Origin of the sequence: Pseudomonas sp. S44 (genome assembly GCF_016624805.1) — a bacterium.
Classification (GTDB): Bacteria; Pseudomonadota; Gammaproteobacteria; order Pseudomonadales; family Pseudomonadaceae; genus Aquipseudomonas; species Aquipseudomonas machongensis.
Genome location: NZ_JACVTY010000010.1, coordinates 16002 through 36972, shown reverse-complemented (window position 1 = coordinate 36972; position 20971 = coordinate 16002). Strand labels below are relative to the sequence as shown.

General features: G+C 64.0%; 21 protein-coding genes and 1 tRNA gene. 6 read left to right on the top strand and 16 right to left on the bottom strand.

The features are described 5' to 3' along the window. Window positions 1–33 precede the first annotated feature (33 nt). The gene (gene yrfG / locus IAE40_RS10165; protein WP_065864469.1) at window positions 34–696 is read right to left on the bottom strand and encodes a GMP/IMP nucleotidase; all 663 of its coding nucleotides are present in this window, start codon (window positions 694–696) and stop codon (window positions 34–36) included. Between the two features lie 65 nt (window positions 697–761). Between yrfG and nudE the strand changes: the two genes are divergently transcribed. Further along, complete coding sequence (gene nudE / locus IAE40_RS10160; protein WP_200603117.1) at window positions 762–1328, top strand: ADP compounds hydrolase NudE; 567 nt, start codon at window positions 762–764, stop codon at window positions 1326–1328. Further along, entirely contained in the window at window positions 1325–2152 is an 828-nt protein-coding gene (cysQ, locus tag IAE40_RS10155; protein WP_200603116.1) for a 3'(2'),5'-bisphosphate nucleotidase CysQ, read from the top strand. Before nudE ends, cysQ begins: the two co-directional genes overlap by 4 nt. A gap of 29 nt (window positions 2153–2181) precedes the next feature. On the opposite strand, the gene IAE40_RS10150 is transcribed toward cysQ, so the two are convergent. From IAE40_RS10150 to IAE40_RS10090, 13 genes are all read right to left on the bottom strand, one after another. Next, the gene (locus IAE40_RS10150; protein WP_112897131.1) at window positions 2182–2637 is read right to left on the bottom strand and encodes a thioesterase domain-containing protein; all 456 of its coding nucleotides are present in this window, start codon (window positions 2635–2637) and stop codon (window positions 2182–2184) included. Beyond that, window positions 2634–4037, bottom strand: a complete 1404-nt coding sequence (locus tag IAE40_RS10145) for a sigma-54-dependent transcriptional regulator (RefSeq protein WP_200603115.1) — start codon at window positions 4035–4037, stop codon at window positions 2634–2636. Before IAE40_RS10145 ends, IAE40_RS10150 begins: the two co-directional genes overlap by 4 nt. Further along, the gene (locus tag IAE40_RS10140; protein WP_054891730.1) at window positions 4034–5848 is read right to left on the bottom strand and encodes a sensor histidine kinase; all 1815 of its coding nucleotides are present in this window, start codon (window positions 5846–5848) and stop codon (window positions 4034–4036) included. The genes IAE40_RS10145 and IAE40_RS10140 overlap by 4 nt, the downstream gene beginning before the upstream one ends. Window positions 5849–5885: 37 nt before the next feature. Beyond that, entirely contained in the window at window positions 5886–6746 is an 861-nt protein-coding gene (rfbD, locus tag IAE40_RS10135) for a dTDP-4-dehydrorhamnose reductase (protein ID WP_200603114.1), read from the bottom strand. Continuing rightward, window positions 6743–7288 carry a dTDP-4-dehydrorhamnose 3,5-epimerase gene (gene rfbC, locus IAE40_RS10130; RefSeq protein ID WP_200603113.1) on the bottom strand — a complete coding sequence of 182 codons (546 nt, stop codon included), beginning with the start codon at window positions 7286–7288 and terminating at the stop codon, window positions 6743–6745. The genes rfbD and rfbC overlap by 4 nt, the downstream gene beginning before the upstream one ends. Then, entirely contained in the window at window positions 7285–8160 is an 876-nt protein-coding gene (rfbA, locus tag IAE40_RS10125; protein WP_125930980.1) for a glucose-1-phosphate thymidylyltransferase RfbA, read from the bottom strand. The genes rfbC and rfbA overlap by 4 nt, the downstream gene beginning before the upstream one ends. After that, complete coding sequence (gene rfbB, locus IAE40_RS10120; protein ID WP_125930979.1) at window positions 8157–9239, bottom strand: dTDP-glucose 4,6-dehydratase; 1083 nt, start codon at window positions 9237–9239, stop codon at window positions 8157–8159. The genes rfbA and rfbB overlap by 4 nt, the downstream gene beginning before the upstream one ends. A 62-nt stretch (window positions 9240–9301) precedes the next feature. Further along, on the bottom strand, window positions 9302–10447 hold the full coding sequence (gene rffA / locus IAE40_RS10115) for a dTDP-4-amino-4,6-dideoxygalactose transaminase (RefSeq protein ID WP_153772458.1): 1146 nt from the start codon (window positions 10445–10447) through the stop codon (window positions 9302–9304). Continuing rightward, entirely contained in the window at window positions 10444–11163 is a 720-nt protein-coding gene (locus IAE40_RS10110; protein WP_153772457.1) for a metallophosphoesterase family protein, read from the bottom strand. Before IAE40_RS10110 ends, rffA begins: the two co-directional genes overlap by 4 nt. Further along, window positions 11144–12121 carry an ATP-grasp domain-containing protein gene (locus IAE40_RS10105; RefSeq protein WP_197889764.1) on the bottom strand — a complete coding sequence of 326 codons (978 nt, stop codon included), beginning with the start codon at window positions 12119–12121 and terminating at the stop codon, window positions 11144–11146. The genes IAE40_RS10110 and IAE40_RS10105 overlap by 20 nt, the downstream gene beginning before the upstream one ends. Further along, entirely contained in the window at window positions 12118–12969 is an 852-nt protein-coding gene (locus IAE40_RS10100; protein ID WP_197889765.1) for an NAD-dependent epimerase/dehydratase family protein, read from the bottom strand. Before IAE40_RS10100 ends, IAE40_RS10105 begins: the two co-directional genes overlap by 4 nt. Then, window positions 12966–13694, bottom strand: a complete 729-nt coding sequence (locus IAE40_RS10095; protein ID WP_054891698.1) for a class I SAM-dependent methyltransferase — start codon at window positions 13692–13694, stop codon at window positions 12966–12968. Before IAE40_RS10095 ends, IAE40_RS10100 begins: the two co-directional genes overlap by 4 nt. Further along, complete coding sequence (locus tag IAE40_RS10090; RefSeq protein WP_200603112.1) at window positions 13691–14437, bottom strand: WbqC family protein; 747 nt, start codon at window positions 14435–14437, stop codon at window positions 13691–13693. The genes IAE40_RS10095 and IAE40_RS10090 overlap by 4 nt, the downstream gene beginning before the upstream one ends. A gap of 277 nt (window positions 14438–14714) precedes the next feature. Here IAE40_RS10090 and IAE40_RS10085 point away from each other — a divergent pair, with 277 nt between their 5' ends. The 3 genes from IAE40_RS10085 (at window position 14715) to IAE40_RS10075 (ending at window position 19344) form a co-directional block, all read left to right on the top strand. After that, on the top strand, window positions 14715–17615 hold the full coding sequence (locus IAE40_RS10085) for an aminotransferase (RefSeq protein WP_200603111.1): 2901 nt from the start codon (window positions 14715–14717) through the stop codon (window positions 17613–17615). 240 nt (window positions 17616–17855) lie between these two features. Continuing rightward, the gene (aguA, locus tag IAE40_RS10080) at window positions 17856–18962 is read left to right on the top strand and encodes an agmatine deiminase (RefSeq protein ID WP_054891700.1); all 1107 of its coding nucleotides are present in this window, start codon (window positions 17856–17858) and stop codon (window positions 18960–18962) included. 184 nt (window positions 18963–19146) lie between these two features. Continuing rightward, a complete protein-coding gene (locus tag IAE40_RS10075) occupies window positions 19147–19344 on the top strand; it encodes a hypothetical protein (RefSeq protein ID WP_054891701.1) in 198 nt (65 codons plus the stop codon). A 54-nt stretch (window positions 19345–19398) separates the two neighbouring features. On the opposite strand, the gene ppk2 is transcribed toward IAE40_RS10075, so the two are convergent. Beyond that, a complete protein-coding gene (gene ppk2, locus IAE40_RS10070; protein ID WP_234465118.1) occupies window positions 19399–20382 on the bottom strand; it encodes a polyphosphate kinase 2 in 984 nt (327 codons plus the stop codon). Window positions 20383–20572: 190 nt separating this feature from the next. On the opposite strand from ppk2, the gene IAE40_RS10065 reads away from it, so the two are divergent. Then, window positions 20573–20785, top strand: coding sequence for a hypothetical protein (locus IAE40_RS10065; protein ID WP_151925521.1), 213 nt, complete (start codon window positions 20573–20575; stop codon window positions 20783–20785). Between the two features lie 71 nt (window positions 20786–20856). On the opposite strand, the gene IAE40_RS10060 is transcribed toward IAE40_RS10065, so the two are convergent. After that, window positions 20857–20932: transfer RNA gene (locus IAE40_RS10060), tRNA-Phe, on the bottom strand. Window positions 20933–20971 lie beyond the last annotated feature (39 nt).

Below are 20971 nucleotides of genomic sequence, written 5' to 3'. Positions count from 1 at the left end.
CGCTCATCGCGGGCTTGTCCCGCGATGAGGCCCTCAAAGCCCCAGCAACAACTCCCGGTAATCCTCGACCGCCGCAAATTCCTGCGTATCGCGCACATCCGCCCGGCTATCGGGCTGGCGCACTGCCAGCAGATGCCTCACCCCGAACCGCTGCGCACTGCGCAGGATCGCCAGGGTGTCGTCGATGAACAGGCTGCGCGCGGGCTCGAAGCCGATATCGGCGCGCAGGGCATCCCAGAACTGCGGGCTCTCTTTCGGGTAGCCGTAGTCGTGCGAGCTGATCAGCCGTTCGAAATACGGCGCAAGCTGCACCTTCTCGAGCTTCAGCGACAGTGAGTCGCGGTGGGCGTTGGTAATCATCACCACGCGCTTGCCAGCCTTGCCGATGGCGGCAAGAAAGGTGTCGGCGTCTGGGCGCAGGGCAATCAGGTCGGCGATCTCGCGCTTGAGTTCGCGGATCGGCAGGCGCAGTTCGCGGCTCCAGAAGTCCAGGCAATACCAGTTCAGGGTGCCGGCATGGCGCTCGAACAGCGGTCGCAACTCCAGCTCGGCCATCGCGCGGCTTACGCCATGCAGCTCGGCGTAGCGCTGGGGCAGGTGTTCGAGCCAGAAGCGGTTGTCGTAGTGCAGGTCGAGCAGGGTGCCGTCCATGTCCAGCAGGACGGTATCGATGGTGGACCAGGGCAGAACAGGCATTGGAAATTCTCGATCGGTCGGCAAGCCACGGTATAGTAACCCGTTCACGCCAAGGAGCCGCACCCATGCGCCAGAAACCCACTGTCCTCAGTCGCGAGATCGTCGCCAGCAGCCGCCTGTTCCGGGTCGAAGCGGTGCAGTTGCGCTTCTCCAATGGCAACGAGCGCACCTACGAGCGCCTGGTCGGTCGAGGCAACGGTTATGGGGCGGTGATGATCGTGGCCATGCTCGACGCCGAGCATGCGGTGCTGGTCGAGGAGTACTGCGGCGGCACCGACGAATACGAGCTGTCGCTGCCCAAGGGCCTGATCGAGCCGGGCGAGGACGTGCTGGCTGCCGCTGACCGTGAGCTCAAGGAAGAAGCCGGTTTCGGTGCCCGGCAACTGGAGCACCTCACCGAACTGTCACTGTCGCCCGGCTACATGAGCCAGAAGATCCAGGTGGTGTTGGCCACTGACCTTTACGAAGAGCGCCTGGAAGGCGACGAGCCCGAGCCGATGCGCGTCGACAAGGTCAACCTGCGTGAGCTCTCGGCCCTGGCCATGCACCCGCAGTTCAGCGAAGGGCGAGCGCTGGCAGCGTTGTACCTGGCCCGTGACCTGCTGATCCGGCGGGGGCTGCTGAGCGCATGAACGACCTGCAACTGATGCACGAAGTGGTGAAACTGGTGCAACTGGCGGGCGAGGCGATCCTGCCGTTCTGGCGCTCTGGCGTCGCAGTCACCAACAAGGCCGATGACTCGCCGGTGACCGCTGCCGACCTGGCCGCCCACCGGATCATCGCCGACGGCCTGCAGGTGCTGGCACCGCAGATTCCGGTGTTGTCCGAGGAAGACTGCAACATTCCGCTGGCCACCCGCGAGGGTTGGTCGCGTTGGTGGCTGGTCGATCCGCTTGATGGCACCAAGGAGTTCATCGCCGGCAGCGAGGAATTCACCGTCAACATTGCCCTGATCGAGCGCGGCGAGGTGGTGTTTGGCGTGGTGTCGATGCCGACCAATGGTCGCTGTTACTTCGGTGGTCGTGATCTGGGAGCATGGCGTGCAGAGCCACAGGCAGAGCCCCGGTCGATTCACGTGCGCAACGCGCCACCTGCCGATGGCCGTTTCACCGTGGTTGCCAGCCGCCGCCATACCAGCCCCGAGCAGGAAGCCTTGCTGGCTGGGCTCGGTGCCGAGGTTGGCGCGTTGGAACTGGCCAATATCGGCAGCTCGCTGAAGTTCTGCCTGCTGGCCGAGGGCGCTGCCGATTTCTACCCGCGCCTGGCGCCGACCTCGCAGTGGGACACCGCGGCGGCGCAAGGGGTAGTCGAAGGCGCAGGGGGCGAGGTGATCGGGCTGGATGGCCAGGCGTTCCGCTACCCGGCGCGGGAGTCGCTGCTCAATCCGTTCTTCCTGGCGCTGCCGGCCAAGGCGCCATGGCGGCAAAAAGTCATTGCAGCGGCTATCGGGCAGTAATTACCGAAGCCGCCTCGCTCCTCGCCTGATCAGCGGTGCAGCACATACTGCCCGCTGAATCTCACTGCCGCCTCTTCACTCCCCGCATTGCTCACCACCGTCTCCAGGGTCAGGCGCGCCCGGCCGCGACGCTGGTACATCGTCAGGAAGCGCTCCCAGGCCTTTTCGTCCGGTGCCGGGCAGCGTGCTACCGCTACACCGGTCACGGGCAACGGGTAGCTGATCTGCCCCTCCTGGATGACGATATGCCCGTCATCAATCCCCAGCTCGCGCAGACGCAGGTGCAGCCAGCCCCAGCCGACCAGTACGGCGGCGCAGTAGAGGCTGCCGCCGAACATGGTGCTCTTGTGATTGACATTGGGCGCCAGCGGCAATTGCAGACGCAGGCACTGCTCGCGCCAGTCGATGACTTGCATGCCCATTTCCCGTGTCAGCGGTATATCGCTGTGCAGGACTGCCTGCAGGTACTGGCTGTCGGTGGTCATGGCCGCGGCTCCTCGTGATCGTCATGGCTGATGCCGTCGGCGAAGCTCAGACCGTGCTTGCGCAGTTTGTCGTGCAACGTTTTACGCGGGATGCCGAGGGCCTCGGCCAGGCTGCGCATGGAGCTGTGCGGCTGGTTCAGCTCGGCGGCGATCAGCGAACGCTCGAACTGCTCGACCTGCTCGCTGAGGTTGCCGACACGTGCCGGTTCGGCGCTGTCGGTGGCAGAGGGCGCCTGGCCGTCCAGGGCCAGCTCCAGGCCAAGGGCGAAGCGCTCTGCCGCGTTCTGCAGTTCGCGTACGTTGCCTGGCCATTCGTGACGCAACAGCATGGCCCGCTGCGCCGGTTGCAGGGTATGCGGTGCCAGGCCATGACGTTGGCTGGCGGCATCGGCGAAGTGCTGGAACAGCACCAGGATGTCGTCACCGCGTTCGCGCAGCGCCGGGATGCGCAGCGGTGCGACGTTCAGGCGGTAGTAGAGGTCGGCGCGGAAACGCCCTTGATCGGCCGACTGACGCAGGTCTTCCTTGGTCGCGGCGATCACGCGGATGTCCAGCGGTATCAGTTGGTTGCCGCCCAGGCGCTCGACCACGCGCTCCTGCAGCAGGCGCAGCAGCTTGACCTGCACGTCCAGGCTCATGCTCTCGATTTCGTCGAGGAACAGCGTGCCACCGTTGGCGAACTCGAACTTGCCGATACGGCGCTTCTGCGCGCCGGTGAAGGCGCCGGGTTCGTGGCCGAACAGCTCGCTCTCGACCACTGACTCGGCCAGGGCGCCGGCGTTGATGGCCACGAACGGGCCGTCGCGGCGGCTCGACAGGTCGTGCAGGGCACGCGCGACCACCTCCTTGCCAGCGCCGGTTTCGCCGAGGATCAGCACGTCGGCACGGGTGCCTGCCAAGGCGCCGATCTGTTCGCGCAGGCGCTGCATCGATGGTGAATGACCGACCAGCCGTGTCGACAACTGCTGGCGATCGCTCAGGGCCAGGCGCAGGCTGCGGTTGTCCAGCACCAGGCGCCGCAGCGCCAGGGCACGGCGCACGCTGTCGAGCAGGGCATCGCTGGCGAAAGGCTTTTCCAGGAAGTCATAGGCCCCGGCACGCATCGCCTGGACTGCCAGCGGCACATCGCCGTGGCCGGTGATCAGCAACACAGGCAGTTCGCTGTCCCGTGTGTGCAATTGCTCCAGCAGTTGCAGGCCGTCGATACCGGGCATGCGGATATCGCTGACCACCACGCCAGGCCAGTCGGGCTCGATGCGCTCGGCCAGGCCCTGGGCGTCGGCCAGGGCGGCAACCTTGAGGCCTGCCAGGTCCAGGGTCTGGCTCAGGGCCTGGCGCAGGTGCGGATCGTCATCGACCAGGATGACCTGGGTTTGACTGTCGATCAGTGTCTCGGTCATGCCGAGGAATCCTCCGAAGGTTTCAGGTTGGCGCCGGGGGCTGCGATGCGCAGTTGCAGGGTGAGCAGGGCGCCCCCTTCCGGGTGGTTGCCCATCAGCAGCTCGCCACCGAGCGCACGCATCAGGCTTTCGCAGATCGCCAGGCCCAGGCCAAGGCCCTGGGTACGGGTCTTGGTGGTGAAGAAGGGTTCCTTGGCATGCTCCAGCGCTTGCCGGGTAAAGCCCGGGCCGTTGTCGCGAATGTACAGGTAGACGCAGTCGTCGCGCGTCTCGGCACTCAGCCAGAGGCGGCGTGGGTTGGCTTTTTCGGTGAGTGCGTCAAGGGCGTTGGCCAGCAGGTTGCCGAGCACCTGGCGCAGGCGGGTTTCACCGGCCTGGACCCACAGGGTGGCGTCCGGCAGATCGCGGATCAGTTCTACCGCCATCGCCCGACGGCGCTTGGCCAGCAAGGCCAGGGCATCGTCCAGCGCCGGTTGCAGGGCCACGCTTTCCGGGGCATGCCGGTCGCGGCGGGCAAAGGCGCGCAGGTGGGCGATGATCGAGGCCATGCGTCCGGTCAGTTCGCCGATCAGCTTGAGGTTGCCACGGGCATCCTCGGTGCGCTGGTGATCGAGCAGGATCTCGGCGTTCTCGGCGTAGCTGCGGATCGCCGCCAGCGGTTGGTTGAGTTCGTGGCTGATGCTCGCCGACATGGTGCCAAGCACCGACAGCTTGCCGGCCTGGACCAGCTCGTCCTGGGCGCGTACCAGTTCCTGCTGTGCCTGCTCGCGCTCCAGCACTTCGTTCTTCAGGCGGTTGTTCAGCCATTCGAGGTCGGCGGTGCGCGCCACCACGCGGTTTTCCAGTTCCTGGCGGCCACGGGCCTCCAGTTCGATGCGGTCCATGTAGTGGCGGCGGCGCTGCATCACCAGCCCGGCCAGGAGCATGGTTACCAGCAACGCGCCGGCGCCGATGGCCATGACGGTCTGCACCGAGCGATCGACCAGGATACGCGGCGCAAGGATGCTCACCTGCCAGCCGGTCTCCTTGATATCGCGGGTCTGGGTCAGCCAGGCCTCGGGCTCCAGGCGCAGTGGTTGCGGGGCCTGGGTTGGGTAAGGCTGGATGGCGATCATCGCCTTGCGTTCTGCTTCGCTCAGTACACGGGTGGCGCGGAAACGCCACTCCGGGCGCGAGGTGAGCACCACCACGCCGTACTGGTCGGTCAGCAGCAATTGTTCCGGGGTGCGTCCCCAGAGGGTTTCGGTGTGGTCGAGGTCGACCTTGACCACCAGCACGCCGATCACACGTTCACCGTCACGCACCGCGGCTGCGAAGAAGTAGCCGCGCTTGGCCGAGGTGGTGCCCTGGCCGAAGAAGCGGCCCAGCCGCCCTTCCATCGCTTCGATGAAGTACGGGCGGAAGGCGAAGTTGCGGCCGACGAAGCTGTCGCGCTTGTCCCAGTTGGAGGCCGCCAGGGTGTTGCCGCTGACGTCCATCAGGTACATCACTTCGGCGCCGGTCTGCTGGGTGATCTCGCGCAACAGGCGATTGGCGTTGGTCACCGCCTCCAGCCTGAACGGGTCGGCCAGCACGCCACGCAGGGCCGGCAGGTCACCGAGGATCTGCGGCAGGGTCTCGTAGCGGTGCAGGGTGCCGAGCAGGTTGGCGACATAGAGGTCGAGGGTCTGGCGGTTCTGCGAGGCCAGTTGGTCCTGGTAGTAGCGCTCGGCAAGATGATGCAGCGGCCACAGCAGCGGAGCCAGGCACAGGGCCAGCAGGGCCAGGCTGCGCCAGCGGGGTCGTTGCGAAGTGATTGAAGTCGAGGTCATCGCCAAGTGCGCCAGAATGAACTGGCGCAATTATGCGCTACTTCAGGCAGTCGATCAGCGCTTGCTGCCAATGCGGCTGGCTGACCTGCCATTCACGTGCCAGGCGTGAGCAGTCCAGACGAGAGTTGAGCGGGCGGCGGGCCGGGGTCGGATATTCGCTGCTGGGGATCGGCAGCAGTTCGGCGCAGGGCAGGTCGCGGGCCTTCAACTGCTCGGCGATGGCCTGGGCGAAGCCGAACCAGGAGGTTTCGCCCTGGGCCGTCAGGTGATAAGTGCCCCACGCACCCGCCTGGCCGGCCTGCCAGCGCTCGATCAAGGCGCGGGTACTCGCGGCGATCGTCCCGGCCCAGGTCGGTGCGCCGATCTGGTCGTCGACCACCTTCAATTGCGGGCGCTCCTGCAGCAGGCGTTGCATGGTCAGCAGGAAGTTGCGCCCATGCAGCGAGTACACCCAGCTGGTACGCAGAATCAGGTGCTCGGCGCCGACCGCGGCAATCGCCTGCTCGCCTGCGAGTTTGCTCTGGCCGTAGACGCCCAGCGGATGCACCGGGTCATCCTCGACATAAGGCGTTGTCTTGTTGCCGTCGAATACGTAGTCGGTGGAGTAGTGGATCAGCGGCGCACCCAGGCGTGCGGCTTCCTCGGCCAACACCCTCGGACCTTCGGCATTGATCGCGTGAGCCAGCGACGCTTCGCTTTCGGCCTGGTCTACCGCAGTGTGCGCCGCGGCGTTGATGATCAGGTCCGGGGCGAGCTGGCGCAGAGGCTCACGCACGGCTTCGGGGTGAGCCAGGTCGAGCTGGTCGCGGCCGAGCAGGTGCAGCTCGCCAAGCCCGGCCAGTGCCTGCTGAAGGGCCTGGGCGACCTGGCCGTTGCGGCCGCAGACGAGGATCTTCATGGGAACAGCTCCGCGTCCTGAAGCAGCACCCCGGCCTGGTCCTTGGCTGACAGCAGCGGTTCCGACGTCAGTTGCCAGTCGATGGCCAACTGCGGATCGTCCCAGCGAATGCAGCGTTCGGCAGCGGGGTTGTAATAGTCGGTGGTCTTGTACAGGAAATCGGCCGACTCGCTGAGTACCACGAAACCGTGGGCGAAGCCCGCAGGGATCCACATCTGGCGGTGGTTCTCGGCGGACAGGCGTGCGCTGACCCAGCGCCCGAAGGTCGGTGAGCCGCGGCGGATGTCCACGGCCACGTCCAGCACCTCGCCCAGGGTCACGCGGACCAGCTTGCCTTGCGGGTTCTGCAACTGGTAATGCAGACCGCGCAGTACGCCTTGCTGGGAGCGCGAATGATTGTCCTGAACGAACTCGGCATGGACGCCGGTGCGTTCGGCGAAGGTGCGGGCATTGAAGCTTTCGAAGAAGAAACCACGACTGTCACCGAATACCTTGGGCTCGATGATGAGGACTTCGGGGATTGCGGTATTGATGACGTTCATGGCGTTTCTTCAGCCAGTTTGCTCAGGTATTGGCCGTAGCCGGTTTTTTTAAGTTCGTTGGCCTTGGCCAGCAGCCTTTCCCGGCAGATCCAGCCCTTCTGATAGGCGATTTCTTCCAGGCATGCCACTTTCAAACCCTGGCGGTGCTCGATGGTCTGCACGTACTGGGAAGCCTCCAGCAGGCTGTCGTGGGTGCCGGTATCGAGCCAGGCGAATCCGCGACCGAAGCGTTCGACCCTCAAGTCGCCGCGCTTGAGATAGGCGTTGGTGATGTCGGTGATTTCCAGTTCGCCCCGAGGCGAAGGGCGTACACCCTTGGCGATCTCGACCACATCGTTGTCGTAGAAATACAGGCCGGTCACCGCGTAGCTGGAGCGCGGCGCGACCGGCTTTTCCTCGATGGACAGGGCATTGCCCTGCGCGTCGAACTCGACCACGCCGAAGCGCTCCGGATCCTTGACCAGGTAGCCGAATACCGTCGCACCGGAGGGGCGGTTGACCGCACGCAGCAACTGTTCGCTGAAACCTTGGCCATGGAAGATGTTGTCGCCGAGGATCAGGCACACCGAATCGTCGCCGATGAAGTCTTCGCCAATCAGGAAGGCCTGGGCCAGGCCATCAGGCGAGGGCTGCTCGGCGTAGCTGAGGTTGATGCCGAACTGGCTGCCGTCGCCGAACAGCTGGCGGTACTGCGGCAAGTCCTGAGGTGTGGAGATGAGCAGGATGTCGCGGATGCCGGCAAGCATCAACACCGAGATCGGGTAGTAGATCATCGGTTTGTCGTAGATCGGCAGCAGCTGTTTCGACACGCCGAGGGTGATGGGGTGCAGGCGTGTACCGGAGCCTCCGGCGAGGACGATGCCCTTGGTCATGCGATCAGGTCCTTGAAGTCGGAATTGCCCAGGCGCTCACCCTGATAGCTGCCATCCTGGACGTGGCGGCACCATTCCAGGTTGTCGAGGTACCACTGCACGGTCTTGCGCAGACCGGACTCGAAGGTCTCCTCCGGCACCCAGCCCAGCTCGCGCTCGATCTTGCCCGCGTCGATGGCGTAGCGCAGGTCGTGGCCGGGGCGGTCCTGGACGAAGGTGATGAGGTCACTGAAGTGGACGATGTTGGCGGGCCGCTGGGGCGCGAGTTCTTCGAGCAGATTGCAGAGCGCGTGTACTACATCGAGGTTCTTCTGTTCGTTGTGCCCGCCGATATTGTAGGTCTCGCCGACCTTGCCTGCGGTCACCACCCTGAGCAGCGCGCGGGCATGGTCCTCGACGAACAGCCAGTCACGCACTTGCTGGCCGTTGCCGTACACCGGTAGTGGCTTGCCGGCGAGGGCGTTGAGGATCATCAACGGGATGAGTTTCTCGGGGAAGTGATATGGGCCGTAATTGTTCGAGCAGTTGGTGATCAGCACCGGCAGGCCGTAGGTACGATGCCAGGCGCGGACAAGATGGTCGGATGCCGCCTTGCTGGCAGAGTAGGGCGAGCTTGGGGCATAGGGCGTGGTTTCGCGGAACAGGTCGTCGGCACCGTGCAGATCGCCGTACACCTCGTCGGTGGAGATGTGGTGAAAGCGGAACGCGGCGCGTGCCTCTTCCGGCTGGCGACTCCACCACGCGCGAGTGGCCTCCAGCAAGGTATAGGTGCCGGTGATGTTGGTCTGGATGAATGCTGCCGGCCCGTCGATGGAGCGATCGACGTGCGACTCGGCGGCCAGGTGCATGATTGCATCAGGCTGAAAACGTTCGAGGACAGCGCTGACGGTCTCCTGATCCACGATATCGGCCTGTACGAACTCATAGCGGCTGTTATCGGCGATACCGCGCAGCGACTCGAGGTTGCCGGCGTAGGTCAATTTGTCGAGGTTCAGCACTTCGTTGTCGGTATGGCCGATCAAGTAGCGGATCAGCGCCGAACCGATGAAGCCGGCACCGCCGGTAATGAGAATACGCATGGGGTGTGACTATCCTGCTGGTGGTAGTGGCATTGTGCTGCAGGCGCGCAACAGCCGTTGTTTCAACGGCGCGCGAGCGCGGTACTCAAGGCTGAAATCACCCTGTCCTGACGTTCATCGCCCAGGCCGCACCACAGCGGCAGGCGTACCAGGCGGTCTGACAGTTCGTCGGTGAGCTGCATCGAGCCATGTGCACGTCCGTAGCGCTCGCCGGCGGGCGAGGAATGCAGTGGCACATAGTGGAACACGGGATACACCTCTTCGTCTCGCATCCTCTGCAACACGGCCTGACGGTCAATGCCCGGGGCGAGCAGCACATAGTACATATGGGCGTTGTGCTGGCAGTCCTGCGGGATGATCGGCCTGCGCAGCAGCCCGTCCGCCTCGAGGCCAACGAGGGCGTGGTGATAGCGCGCCCAGGTAGCCAGGCGGCTGTTGGTGATCGCTTCGGCTTCCTGCAACTGTGCCCAGAGGAAGGCGGCGGTCAGCTCGCCGGGCAGGAACGACGATCCGACCTCCTGCCAGGTGTACTTGTCGACCTGGCCGCGGAAGAAGCGGCTGCGATCGGTACCCTTCTCGCGGATGATTTCCGCGCGCATCACCAGCTCTGGATCGTTGGCCAGCAGGGCTCCGCCCTCGCCGCTGATGACGTTCTTGGTTTCATGGAAGCTGAACGCTCCCAGATCACCAATGCTGCCCAGCGCACGCCCCTTGTAGCTGGACATGACGCCTTGCGCGGCATCCTCCACCACCTTCAGGCCGTGCCTGTGGGCGATGGCCAGGATGCTGTCCATCTCGCAGGCGACTCCAGCGTAGTGGACCACGGCGATGGCCTTGGTGCGTGGGGTGATGGCAGCTTCGATCAGGCGTTCGTCGAGGTTGAGCGTGTCTTCGCGGATATCGACGAACACCGGCACCGCGCCGCGCAGGACGAAAGCATTGGCGGTGGAGACGAAGGTGTAGGACGGCATGATCACTTCATCGCCGGGCTGGAGGTCGAGCAGCAGCGCGCACATCTCCAGCGCTGCGGTGCAGGAATGGGTCAGCAGCGCCTTGCTGCTGCCGGTACGCTCCTCGAGCCAGGCATGGCAGCGCTTGGTGAACGGTCCGTCACCGGCAAGCATCTGGCCCAGGTTGGCCTCGGCAATGTGGTGGAACTCCTTGCCGGTCATGTAGGGGCGGTTGAAGGGGATCTTTTCCAGGCTCATGGGCGGTTTCCTGCAGAGTTCGCGGGCGGAAGGTCGCTGCGGATCGCGCTGACGCGCCCGCCGATCTGCGTGCCCTTGGCAAGGTTCTCGTAGAAATAGTCGGTGAAGCCTGCGTGTGCCATGGCACGTTGCGCGGCCTCGATGTCATAGGCGATGCGGTAGAGCGCGAAGCGTTGGCCGTCCCATGTGGCGAAGGCCGCTCGAGGGTCGCCGTCGCGGGGCTGGCCGACCGAGCCGGGGTTGCACCAGGTCTTGTCGCGGCCCTGCCAGAGGAACTGCACATGGCTGTGGCCGGAGACGAAGAAGCGCCCCGGGTGTTCAGCGAAATAGGCTTCGCTGGGCTCGAGATATTCGTCGAGTGGGTCGTTCCAGCCACCGTGGATCAACTCCAGGCCGTGCAGGCTGGCACGCTCCGGCAGGCTTTCGAGCCAGCGGCGGTTGTCGGCGCTGAGTACCTCGCGCTGATAGTCCAGGCAAGCATTGGCGCTGTTGGAGCGTGGGCAGGGCTGGTTGAGCGCGATGTAGGCATCGTGGTTGCCCATCAGCGAGAAGATCCCGCGAGCGCGCAAGGTATCGCAGCACTCGTTGACCTGGCTGTAGTAACCGGCGGTGTCGCCCAGGCAGATGATCTCGTCCACACCCATCCGATCGAGCTCGGCGAGCACGGTGGACAGTGCGGCGAAATTGCCGTGGATGTCAGAAATGATCCCGATCATGAACCACGTAGTCCTCGATGTAGCGCACAGCAAAACCTGCGCGCAGCGCTGGTTGCCGGGGCCTTTCGCCCTTGAGATACCAGGCCAGGCACATGGCGGCCTCGTTGTAGCCGAAAGCGGTGCGGATGGAACTGGTGGAAGAGATCCGGGGATTGATCTCCAGCAGCTTCCAGGTGCCGTCGTCTGCCCGGCGGAACTGCAGGTTGGTGGGCCCGACCGGTTTGAAGTGCTGGCACAGGCGCGTCACCACAGCATCCAGGCTGGCGTCGTGGCGCACTTTGGCCTTGGCTGTGGAGCCGTCAGAGGCCAGGCTGCGCTGGAAGGTGATCGCGGCGCAGATGCCGCCCTGGCCGTCACCGAACACCGCCACGGTGTACTCCTGGCTGGCGCTGCCGATGATCGGCTGGGCCATCAGCACCTCCCCGAGAAGGGGTGCCCAGGGTGTGAAATCACGCTCTTCGCGGACCCACACCAGGCCCTTGGAAGCGTAGCTGCGCCGTGGCTTGAGCAGGAACGGCAGGCCCAGCTGCTGCGAAAGCGAGGCAAAGTCGCCGGTCAGATGGCTGGGGATACGGGCGTCGTCTTCATGTGCCAGCAGGGCCTGGTCCATGGCGTATTTGTCGCGCGACAGGCTGATCAGCCGGGCATCGTTGAGCACAATCCGGCAGCCGGTGGCAGCCAGTGCGTCACGGTGTTCGTCGAGCCAGTGCACATCCTGTTCGATACCGGGAATCAGCAGATCGACCCGGTACTGCTCGATCATCCGCAGCAGCCAGTCCTGATACCTGGGGTCGGCGGTCAACGGGGCCTGTTCGAAGTGGTCACACCAGGCCTGGCCTACCGCATCGTCGTAGATGTCGGTGCCCAGCAGCCTGATCGTCGGGTCGGCGGCGCGCAGCGATTTCAGCAGGCCGTAGCCCATTATCGCGCCGACGCCGGTGACCATTGCCGTGGTCATTGCTGGGCCTCCTGATGAGCCTGCATCAGTTGCAGGCCGGTACGAATGTCGGTGGCTGGCCAATAGTCGATGGCCTGGTGCAGTTGCGCATCGGCCTGCATGGCCGGCATGTCGGCGATGTCCGGCTTGTCGCGCAGGAAGTGGATGTCGGCGCTGCGGGCGCAGGCGGCAAAGGCCGCTTCGGCGATCTCCGACAGCCTGGGGCTGTGCGGGTGCACGCAGTCGAAGCGACCGACCACCGTGCGCTGCGCCACGCGTTTCACGATCTCGGCCAGGTCGTCCAGAAACAGGTAGTTGCGCTGCGCGTCGTTGTTGCCATACAGCTGCACCGTCTTGCCTGCGCGCGCCGTTTCGGCGATGAGGTACAGCAGTCCCTGGTGTTTGCGGCAGGCACCGGCTGCATCGTAGACCTGGCTGGGACGCAGGATGGTCAGGGCGATTTCGCGTTGCTTGCAGAACAGCTGTGCAAGCTCCTCGGAATGGCGCTTCGACAGCGAATAGATGTTGTAGTGAGGGTCGTCGGCGTTAAAGCCTGCGAACACCGAAGACACCAGGATCAGGTGTCGGGCGCCGCTTTGCGCAGCAAGCTCGCAAGCGCGCAGGGTACCGACCGCGTTGACCTGTTCGGCCTTGATCAGCGCTTCGCTGGAGGTTCCGCCGAAGGCGGCGGCCACCAGCACCACGGTATCGAAATGCCCGCCATCGAAGGGCGGGTTGTCTGACCGCTCCAGGTCGAACGGGAAGTCCGCTTCGCGACGCCCGGCGGTCCTGACTTCACCCAGCATGGCAAGCCGGGCGGCGATGGCCTGGCCGATGACCGAGGTGCTGCCGATCAACAGGCTTCTCATGTCGGCTCGACCTGGGCCTCGAACATCAGGGCGCAGCAGAGCTCGGGATAGTCGATGCCGACCGTGCACATCCCTTCGATGATCTCGTTGGACAGCCCCAGCGGCTGCAGTTGCGAGGTCATCAGCGGCTTGAGGAATACCCCCTCCTTGCGCACGATGCGATAGCCGGCCTGCTCCAGCTCATCGGTCAGGCGGCTGACCGAGTAGGTGCGCTGGTGGCCCAGTTCCAGGTCACCCTGGCCCAGCTTCATCATGTCGTCGAGCTTGCCTGCCGCGTGGCCGATACGCCGGTGCAGCGACTCGCCATTGGGCACCAGGGCGAACAGTCGGCCGCCAGGCGCGAGGAAGCGACGGAAGTGCTCCAGGACCTGCTGCGGGTTGTCGACGTGTTCGAGGATGAAGCCCATCACGATCAGGTCGAAGGTCCGCTCGGTGTCGAAGTGCTCGAAATAGCTTTCGACGATCTCGACCGGGCTGTCGGGGTAGTTTTCGCGGAACTGGGCGATGACCGAGGGTGAGCCGTCGATCACCGTATGCGAGGCGAAGAAGCGCGAGAAGCGGTTGGTCGAGAAACCGTGGCCGACGCCCAATTCCAGAATCGAGTGATGTTCCTGGCATAGCTTCATGATCCGCTGGGGATACCAGTTGAGCATGATGTCGTTGTCGAAAGCGAAGCCGAAACGATCACTGTAGGCGCCGATGTAGCTGTCTAGTGCATTGCTCATGGGGAGACTCGCATGTCGGGTGCTGCGCCCGTCGGCGCGGTGGATTCAGGAGCCGGTGGTCGCACATGCTTCATGAAGCGCGGTGCGTCCGGGCCACAGTTGAACAGCAGGTCGAGGATGGTCACGCCATGGGTGAAATCACCCCACTGCTGCGGGTATTGGGGGTAGCCGCTGTAGTCGAACCAACTGACGGTGATGCCCTGTGCGGCGAACAGGCTTTCATCCAGGTAGTCGCGCGCGGCGGGGCCGGAAAGGTATTCGCTGGCACCGGCTTGCAGGCACAAGTCGACCAGGCGTTCGCTCTTGCCTTCACCCAGGCGATAGTCCCAGGAGTGGCTGATGCGTGTGCCGATGCCCAGATACCCACAGATGGCCTGCAACAGCCTGTGGTTCAGGGTGCTGAGATGGCGGTGGGCCTGTTCCATGTACAGCGGCTTGAGCCATTCGGCGATAGCCTTGAAATGCGGGGCCTTGGCGTAGTTGGCTTCCAAGGTCTTCCAGTGTTTGACCTGCCAGCGCTGGTCGTGCAGCTCGACGTCGCGGATGCGCCGGTCGATGCCCTGGCCGACAGGGACGGTCAGCCATTCCACGCCTTTGGGCGTCTTGATCTGGTTGCGGTTGCGCCAGTCGTTCTTGGTGTACTGCATGTCGTCGTAGAGGATGAACTCGTCCACGGCGGCGATCAGGTCGAAGTAGCCCTTCCAGGGGATGTAGTTCGATTGCAGGATGGCGACTTTCTTCATGACCCTGCCCCTGTGTCTGGATGACGGACTTCTGACGCAGGCAGTTGGCGCGACGATGCCACGGCGTCAAGGAGCCGGTGCGGGAGAGGCGACAACAACAGTGGTGCAGCGTGCATCGACATCGAGCTCCTGGTGGACAGCGGGCGAGGCCAGGCCTTCTGGGGCGCGGCTTTGGCAATGATCGTTGCAGATTGGCAACGACAGTCTGCGCTTCACCCCCTTGCTTCCGGGCAGTGGTAATGGCGATATAAGCAAAAAAGAGGCCGAGGTTCGCACCATGCCGTTGCACACCCTGATCCACCGCTCCAGCCTTCCACGTCCCGAGGTTTCCGAGGTGCAGGCCAGCCATGCCCTGCAGGCCTATTACGGCCTGCACGGCGCGCTGGTGCCCCTCGGTAGCCAGCAGGACGTGAACTTCCGGCTGGACAGCGAGCAGGGGCGCTTCGTCTTCAAGCTGTGCCATGGCAGCTATGCCCAGGTTGAGCTCGAAGCGCAGCATGCTGCACTGGCCTACCTGCGCGGGCAGGGTTTACCGGTGCCTGCGGTGCGCCCGGCGCTCAATGGTGAGGGGCTGCTGGCGCTGGAAATCGGCGGGCAGGCCCTGCGTGGCCGGTTGCTCGAGTACATTGAAGGCCAGCCGCTGACCCGCCTCAAGCACATGCCGGATAGGCTGATGGCCGAGCTGGGGGCGCTGTGTGCGCAACTTGGCAAGGCCCTGGCCGGTTTCGAGCACCCGGGGCTGGAGCGCACGCTGCAGTGGGACCCACGCCATGCCGAGGAGTTGATCGAGCACCTGCTGCCGGTCATCAAGGATGAGGCCCGGCGCGAGCGCGTCGAGGGTGTGGCCAGTCAGGCGCGGGCGCGTCTGCAGCCGCTGGTCGGACAGCTTCCGACGCAGGCGGTGCATCTGGACATCACCGATGACAACGTGGTCTGGGCGCTTGACGAGCATCGTCAGTGGCAGGCGCAAGGCGTTATCGACTTCGGCGACCTGTCACACACCTGGCGTATCGCCGACCTCTCGGTCACCTGCGCGGCCTTGCTGCATCATGCCGAAGGCGATCCGCTACGGATCTTGCCGGTGGTTGCGGCCTACCAGGCGGTCAATCCGCTGAGCGAAGCCGAATTGCGCGCCTTGTGGCCGCTGGTGCTCAACCGTTCCGCGGTGCTGGTGCTCAGCAGCGAGCAGCAACTCACCGTCGATCCGGACAACCAGTACACCCGCGACAACATCGCCCATGAGTGGGAAATCTTCGATACCGCCACTGCGGTGCCTGCCGCCCTGATGGAAGCGGCGATCCTGCAGGCCGCGGGCCTTGCCCCGGACACCCTGGACCTCGGCGACTGTGCAGCACTGCTGCCGAGCCTGGCCGGCCAGACCGTGCGTCGGCTCGATCTGGGGGTGCTGAGCCCGCACTGCGAGGCTGGAAACTGGCAGCAGCCTGGATTCGACCAGCACCTGTTGCTTGCCACCCCGGCTCCCGCCACCACGCTGCATGGGCAGTACCGTCTGTCGCAAACCCATTTTGACCGCCCTGACGAGCCTGCCACCTGTGCCTTGGGCGTGGAACTGAACCTGCCGGGCGGCACGGTGTTGCACGCGCCGCAAACCGGTATCTGGCTGAGCACGGGGGATGGCCGCGGGTGCCTGAGCTCCGCCGGTTGGGGGCTGTGGCTGAGCGGCCTGGAGCAGGCGCCGGAGGATGGCGAATCGGTGCGCAAGGGCCAGATGCTCGGTTCGACCTGTGGCTTCCTGAGCGTACAGCTGTGCCTGGATCCGAACATTGCGCCGCCGTTCTTTGCCAAACCGTCCCAGGCACAGGCCTGGCTGGCGCTTTGCCCGTCGCCGGCGGCACTGCTGGGCTTCGACTGCGATGCCGAGCCGCTGGTCGATGCCCAGGCCCTGCTGGCGCGGCGCGATGCCAGCTTCGCCCGCTCGCAGAAGCACTACTATGCCCAGCCGCCCCATATCGAGCGCGGCTGGCGCAACTACCTGATCGACATGCAGGGGCGTTCCTACCTGGACATGCTCAACAACGTGGCGGTGCTCGGGCATGGGCATCCGCGCATGGTCGCCGAATCGGCGCGGCAGTGGTCGCTGGTCAATACCAACTCGCGCTTCCACTACGCGGCCGTCGCCGAGTTCTCCGAGCGTCTGCTCGAATTAGCGCCGGAAGGCTTCGACCGGGTGTTCCTGGTCAACAGCGGTACCGAGGCCAACGATCTGGCGATCCGTCTGGCCTGGGCCTACAGCGGCGGGCGTGACCTGCTCAGCGTGCTGGAGGCCTATCACGGCTGGTCGGTGGCCACCGATGCTATCTCCACCTCGATCGCCGACAATCCCCAGGCTCTGGAAACCCGACCGGACTGGGTGCATCCGGTAGAGGCGCCCAATACGTTCCGCGGCCGTTACCGCGGCGCTGACAGTGCCAGTGATTACCTGCGCGATGTCGACGCCAAGCTCGCCGACCTGGATGCCCGTGGCCGCCAGCTTGCAGGGATGATCTGCGAGCCTGTGTACGGCAATGCCGGCGGTATCTCGCTGCCCCAGGGCTACCTGCGCGAGGCCTATGCAAAGGTGCGGGCGCGCGGCGGTGTGTGCATCGCCGATGAAGTGCAGGTTGGTTACGGCCGCCTGGGCGAGTACTTCTGGGGCTTCGAGGAGCAGGGCGTGGTGCCGGACATCATCACCATGGCCAAGGGCATGGGTAATGGCCAGCCGCTGGGGGCGGTGATCACCCGGCGCGACATCGCCGAAGCGCTCGAGGCCGAGGGTTATTTCTTCTCCTCGGCCGGGGGCAGCCCGGTGAGCTGCCGCATCGGCATGGCAGTGCTGGATGTGATGCGCGACGAAGGGCTGTGGGATAACGCCCGCGATGTTGGCCGCCACTTCATGGCGCGCTTGCAAGCGTTGGTCGATAAACATCCGCTTGCTGGTGCTGCCCACGGCTCGGGCTTCTACCTGGGGCTGGAACTGGTGCGTGACCGCCAGACATTGGAACCAGCCACCGAGGAGACCATGGTCCTGTGCGATCGCCTGCGCGACCTGGGGATCTTCATGCAGCCCACGGGAGACTACCTGAACATCCTCAAGATCAAGCCGCCGATGTGCACCACGCGGCAGAGCGTGGACTACTTCGTCGATTGCGTGGACCGTGTGTTGGCGGAACTGAGTTGATCTAAATCGATTTATATCGATTAAATTTCTTGAAATATCTATTTTGATTTTATTTCAGGCTTTAAAAGTCGATATCTATCGGTTAGATTGGTCGTATTCGCTGGCCCTTCGCGGGCAAGCCCGCTCCCACAGGTAATTGATGCTGCCGCTGTGGGAGCGGGCTTGCCCGCGAAGAGGCCCTGACAGACACCCGCACAATCAACCCTGGCACCAGCCTGCCGGGCCATCCAGAGGCTACTCATGAAGACCCTGAACTCGACTCCCCGCGCCGACGGTTTCCACATGCCCGCCGAGTGGGCCCCGCAAACCCAGGTATGGATGGTCTGGCCGGAGCGCCCGGACAACTGGCGTCTGGGCGGCAAGCCCGCGCAGGCGGCGCACGTCACCCTGGCCAAGGCCATTGCCCGCTTCGAGCCGGTCACCGTGGCGGTATCTGCGGGCCAGTACGAAAATGCCCGCCGCCAGCTCGACCTGCCCAATATTCGCGTGGTCGAGATCAGCAACGACGACGCCTGGGTCCGCGACACCGGCCCGACCTTCGTGATCAACGATCATGGCGAAGTGCGTGGCGTGGACTGGGGCTTCAATGCCTGGGGCGGTTTCGATGGCGGCCTGTATGCGCCTTGGAACCGTGACGAAGAACTGGCCGCCAAGGTCATGGAGATGGAGCGCTGCCAGCGCTACCACACTGAAGGCTTCGTGCTCGAGGGCGGTTCGATCCACGTGGACGGCGAAGGCACCCTGATCACCACCGAAGAGTGCCTGCTCAATCGCAACCGCAACCCGCACCTCACGCGTGAGCAGATCGAAGACGTGCTGCGCGAACATCTGGCAGTCGAGACCATCGTCTGGCTGCCCGAAGGCCTGTACAACGATGAAACCGACGGCCACGTCGACAACTTCTGCTGTTACGTCAGCCCGGGCGAAGTGTTACTGGCCTGGACCGATGATTCCAACGACCCCAACTATGCGCGCTGCCACGCTGCCTACGAGGTGCTGAAAAACACCCGCGATGCCAAGGGGCGCGAGTTCGTGGTGCACAAGATGCCCATTCCCGGGCCGCTGTTCGCCACCGAGGAAGAATGCGCCGGCGTTGACCAGGTCGCTGGCAGCCAGGAGCGTGACCCGTCGGTGCGCCTGGCCGGCTCCTACGTGAACTTCCTGATCGTCAACGGCGGCATCATCGCGCCGAGCTTCGACGACCCGGCAGATGCCCAGGCTAGAGCGATTCTGGCCAAGGTCTTCCCGGACCATGAAGTGGTGATGATCCCGGGTCGCGAGCTGTTGCTGGGGGGCGGCAACATCCACTGCCTCACCCAGCAGCAACCGGCACCGGTCAAGCGCTGATCGCCGAACACTCAAAGGGCCTGTCGAATGACAGGCCCTTTTGCTTCGCGCAAACGATTTATCCACGCGCTGGCACAGCTCTTGTATTGCATTTCCCTGGGGTGTTTCGGGGCGGCGGTCCACGCTGTTCTGTAACAATCTCACAGTAATTTAGCCGCTCACGGCCCCAGGGAGTACGTGTCGAATGAATGCAACAAGTGAGTCGGCTTTGTCTCCAATGGCGATCAATCACGAATCGCTCAAGGTGCTGGCGCAATGGTTGAAGCACCATGGAAACATCCGGGTCAGGAAGACCGATACGCGCCGCCTTCTGGATGGTCGTTACCCTCAAGGCCTGCTCAGTGAAGCGGAGCTCGAGGCTCTGGTTGCTGTCTGGCACTGAAGGCAAGGCATCGCATAACGAAAACGCCACCGTATCGACGGTGGCGTTTTTGTTTCAGCTGGCCAGCTCGGCAGCGTCCTCTTCCTCGAACCCGCGAGCGGCACGACCCACCAGCAGTGGATCTGGCGCGTGGGCGACGCTGTGATCCTTGCCCGGGTAATCCAGCGAGTGGAGGAAGTGCCGGATGCAGTTGAGCCGGGCGCGCTTCTTGTCGTCGGACTTGATCACTGTCCAGGGCGCATCGGCGGTGTCGGTATGGAAGAACATCGCCTCCTTGGCGGCGGTGTAGTCGTCCCACTTGTCCAGCGACTTGATGTCGATTGGCGACAGCTTCCAGTGCTTGAGTGGGTCGTCCCGCCGGGAGATGAAGCGGCGCAGCTGTTCTTCGCGATTCACCGAGAACCAGTACTTGAACAGCAGGATGCCGCTGTTGCACAGCATCCGCTCAAGGTCAGGTGCCTGGCGCATGAACTCCAGGTACTGCAGCGGTGAGCAGAAGTCCATGACCCGCTCGACCCCGGCGCGGTTGTACCAGGAGCGGTCGAAGAACACCATTTCGCCCGCCGTAGGCAGGTGCTGGATGTAGCGCTGGAAGTACCACTGGCCCTTTTCCTGCTCGGACGGCTTCTCCAGCGCTACGATGCGAGCCCCTCGCGGATTCAGGTGCTCCATGAAGCGCTTGATGGTTCCGCCCTTGCCCGCTGCATCGCGCCCCTCGAACAGCACCACGATGCGCTGGCCGGTATCTTTCGCCCAGCTCTGCACCTTCAGCAGCTCGATCTGCAGCGCGTGCTTGGCCTTTTCGTACTCCTGGCGGCGCATGCGCGTGCGGTAGGGGTAGCTGGCCGGCAGGCGCGCGCTGGTGCTGTCTTCGTTACTGCCTTTAGGGGCGGTAGCGACTTCCAGGGCGGTAGGCTGCTGGCTGATCCGGGTGATGGACGCTTGCGGTTTGCGCTTGCGAGGGCGCGGTGTACGCAGTGGCGTAGCCGGAGCAGCTTCGACGGGGTTGGGCAGGGGGAGGGGGGAATCGTCGCTCATGGAGGTCCTTTCGGGGATCGGGTATCCATCAAGCAGTGTATGGATACTTGCCCGCCGGCCCCTTGATGCTGATCAACGCAGAGCTGATCGTGTGAACACGAAGCGTCAGCTTTCCAACTGATGCTTTGGTTGGCTGATGCGTAGCTTGGTGGCAGTCCTCGCACAACGCGGGGGTATATGGAGTGTTGAGATGAAGCATTACTTTTACGCAACCTGCACCGGCTATGGCGACGACGGCGTACAGTTCTTTCGGGGTCACGTCTTTGTCCAGGATGAACAGAAACTGCCGGGTACGGCTATCCGGCCGATGCTGGAGTCTATCGAAGGTCTGGAGCTGGTGGCGGTGTCTTACCTGGGGTGCATGAGCGAGGAGGAGTTCGGCTCTCTGTATCCGCAGGACTAGTGAGGTCGCTGGAATAAAAAGTGGCAGGCATAAAAAAACCCTGAATCTTTCGATTCAGGGTTTTAGTGTTTTGGTGCCCAGAGACGGAGTCGAACCGCCGACACGAGGATTTTCAATCCTCTGCTCTACCGACTGAGCTATCTGGGCAACGGGGCGCATTAAAAGGCTTTTTCAGGTTTGCGTCAA

What these genes read in the sequence shown, in the direction of transcription:
- IAE40_RS10085 (WP_200603111.1), top strand. Translation starts at nt 14,715, where the DNA reads ATGCCGTTGCACACCCTGATCCACCGCTCCAGCCTTCCACGTCCCGAG.
- IAE40_RS10150 (WP_112897131.1), bottom strand. Translation starts at nt 2,637, where the DNA reads ATGACCACCGACAGCCAGTACCTGCAGGCAGTCCTGCACAGCGATATA.
- IAE40_RS10110 (WP_153772457.1), bottom strand. Translation starts at nt 11,163, where the DNA reads ATGATCGGGATCATTTCTGACATCCACGGCAATTTCGCCGCACTGTCC.
- yrfG (WP_065864469.1), bottom strand. Translation starts at nt 696, where the DNA reads ATGCCTGTTCTGCCCTGGTCCACCATCGATACCGTCCTGCTGGACATG.
- IAE40_RS10065 (WP_151925521.1), top strand. Translation starts at nt 20,573, where the DNA reads ATGAAGCATTACTTTTACGCAACCTGCACCGGCTATGGCGACGACGGC.
- IAE40_RS10090 (WP_200603112.1), bottom strand. Translation starts at nt 14,437, where the DNA reads ATGAAGAAAGTCGCCATCCTGCAATCGAACTACATCCCCTGGAAGGGC.
- rfbB (WP_125930979.1), bottom strand. Translation starts at nt 9,239, where the DNA reads ATGCGTATTCTCATTACCGGCGGTGCCGGCTTCATCGGTTCGGCGCTG.
- rfbA (WP_125930980.1), bottom strand. Translation starts at nt 8,160, where the DNA reads ATGACCAAGGGCATCGTCCTCGCCGGAGGCTCCGGTACACGCCTGCAC.
- rfbC (WP_200603113.1), bottom strand. Translation starts at nt 7,288, where the DNA reads ATGAACGTCATCAATACCGCAATCCCCGAAGTCCTCATCATCGAGCCC.
- aguA (WP_054891700.1), top strand. Translation starts at nt 17,856, where the DNA reads ATGAAGACCCTGAACTCGACTCCCCGCGCCGACGGTTTCCACATGCCC.
- IAE40_RS10095 (WP_054891698.1), bottom strand. Translation starts at nt 13,694, where the DNA reads ATGAGCAATGCACTAGACAGCTACATCGGCGCCTACAGTGATCGTTTC.
- ppk2 (WP_234465118.1), bottom strand. Translation starts at nt 20,382, where the DNA reads ATGAGCGACGATTCCCCCCTCCCCCTGCCCAACCCCGTCGAAGCTGCT.
- IAE40_RS10140 (WP_054891730.1), bottom strand. Translation starts at nt 5,848, where the DNA reads ATGACCTCGACTTCAATCACTTCGCAACGACCCCGCTGGCGCAGCCTG.
- nudE (WP_200603117.1), top strand. Translation starts at nt 762, where the DNA reads ATGCGCCAGAAACCCACTGTCCTCAGTCGCGAGATCGTCGCCAGCAGC.
- IAE40_RS10105 (WP_197889764.1), bottom strand. Translation starts at nt 12,121, where the DNA reads ATGACCACGGCAATGGTCACCGGCGTCGGCGCGATAATGGGCTACGGC.
- cysQ (WP_200603116.1), top strand. Translation starts at nt 1,325, where the DNA reads ATGAACGACCTGCAACTGATGCACGAAGTGGTGAAACTGGTGCAACTG.
- IAE40_RS10145 (WP_200603115.1), bottom strand. Translation starts at nt 4,037, where the DNA reads ATGACCGAGACACTGATCGACAGTCAAACCCAGGTCATCCTGGTCGAT.
- IAE40_RS10100 (WP_197889765.1), bottom strand. Translation starts at nt 12,969, where the DNA reads ATGAGAAGCCTGTTGATCGGCAGCACCTCGGTCATCGGCCAGGCCATC.
- rfbD (WP_200603114.1), bottom strand. Translation starts at nt 6,746, where the DNA reads ATGAAGATCCTCGTCTGCGGCCGCAACGGCCAGGTCGCCCAGGCCCTT.
- IAE40_RS10075 (WP_054891701.1), top strand. Translation starts at nt 19,147, where the DNA reads ATGAATGCAACAAGTGAGTCGGCTTTGTCTCCAATGGCGATCAATCAC.
- rffA (WP_153772458.1), bottom strand. Translation starts at nt 10,447, where the DNA reads ATGAGCCTGGAAAAGATCCCCTTCAACCGCCCCTACATGACCGGCAAG.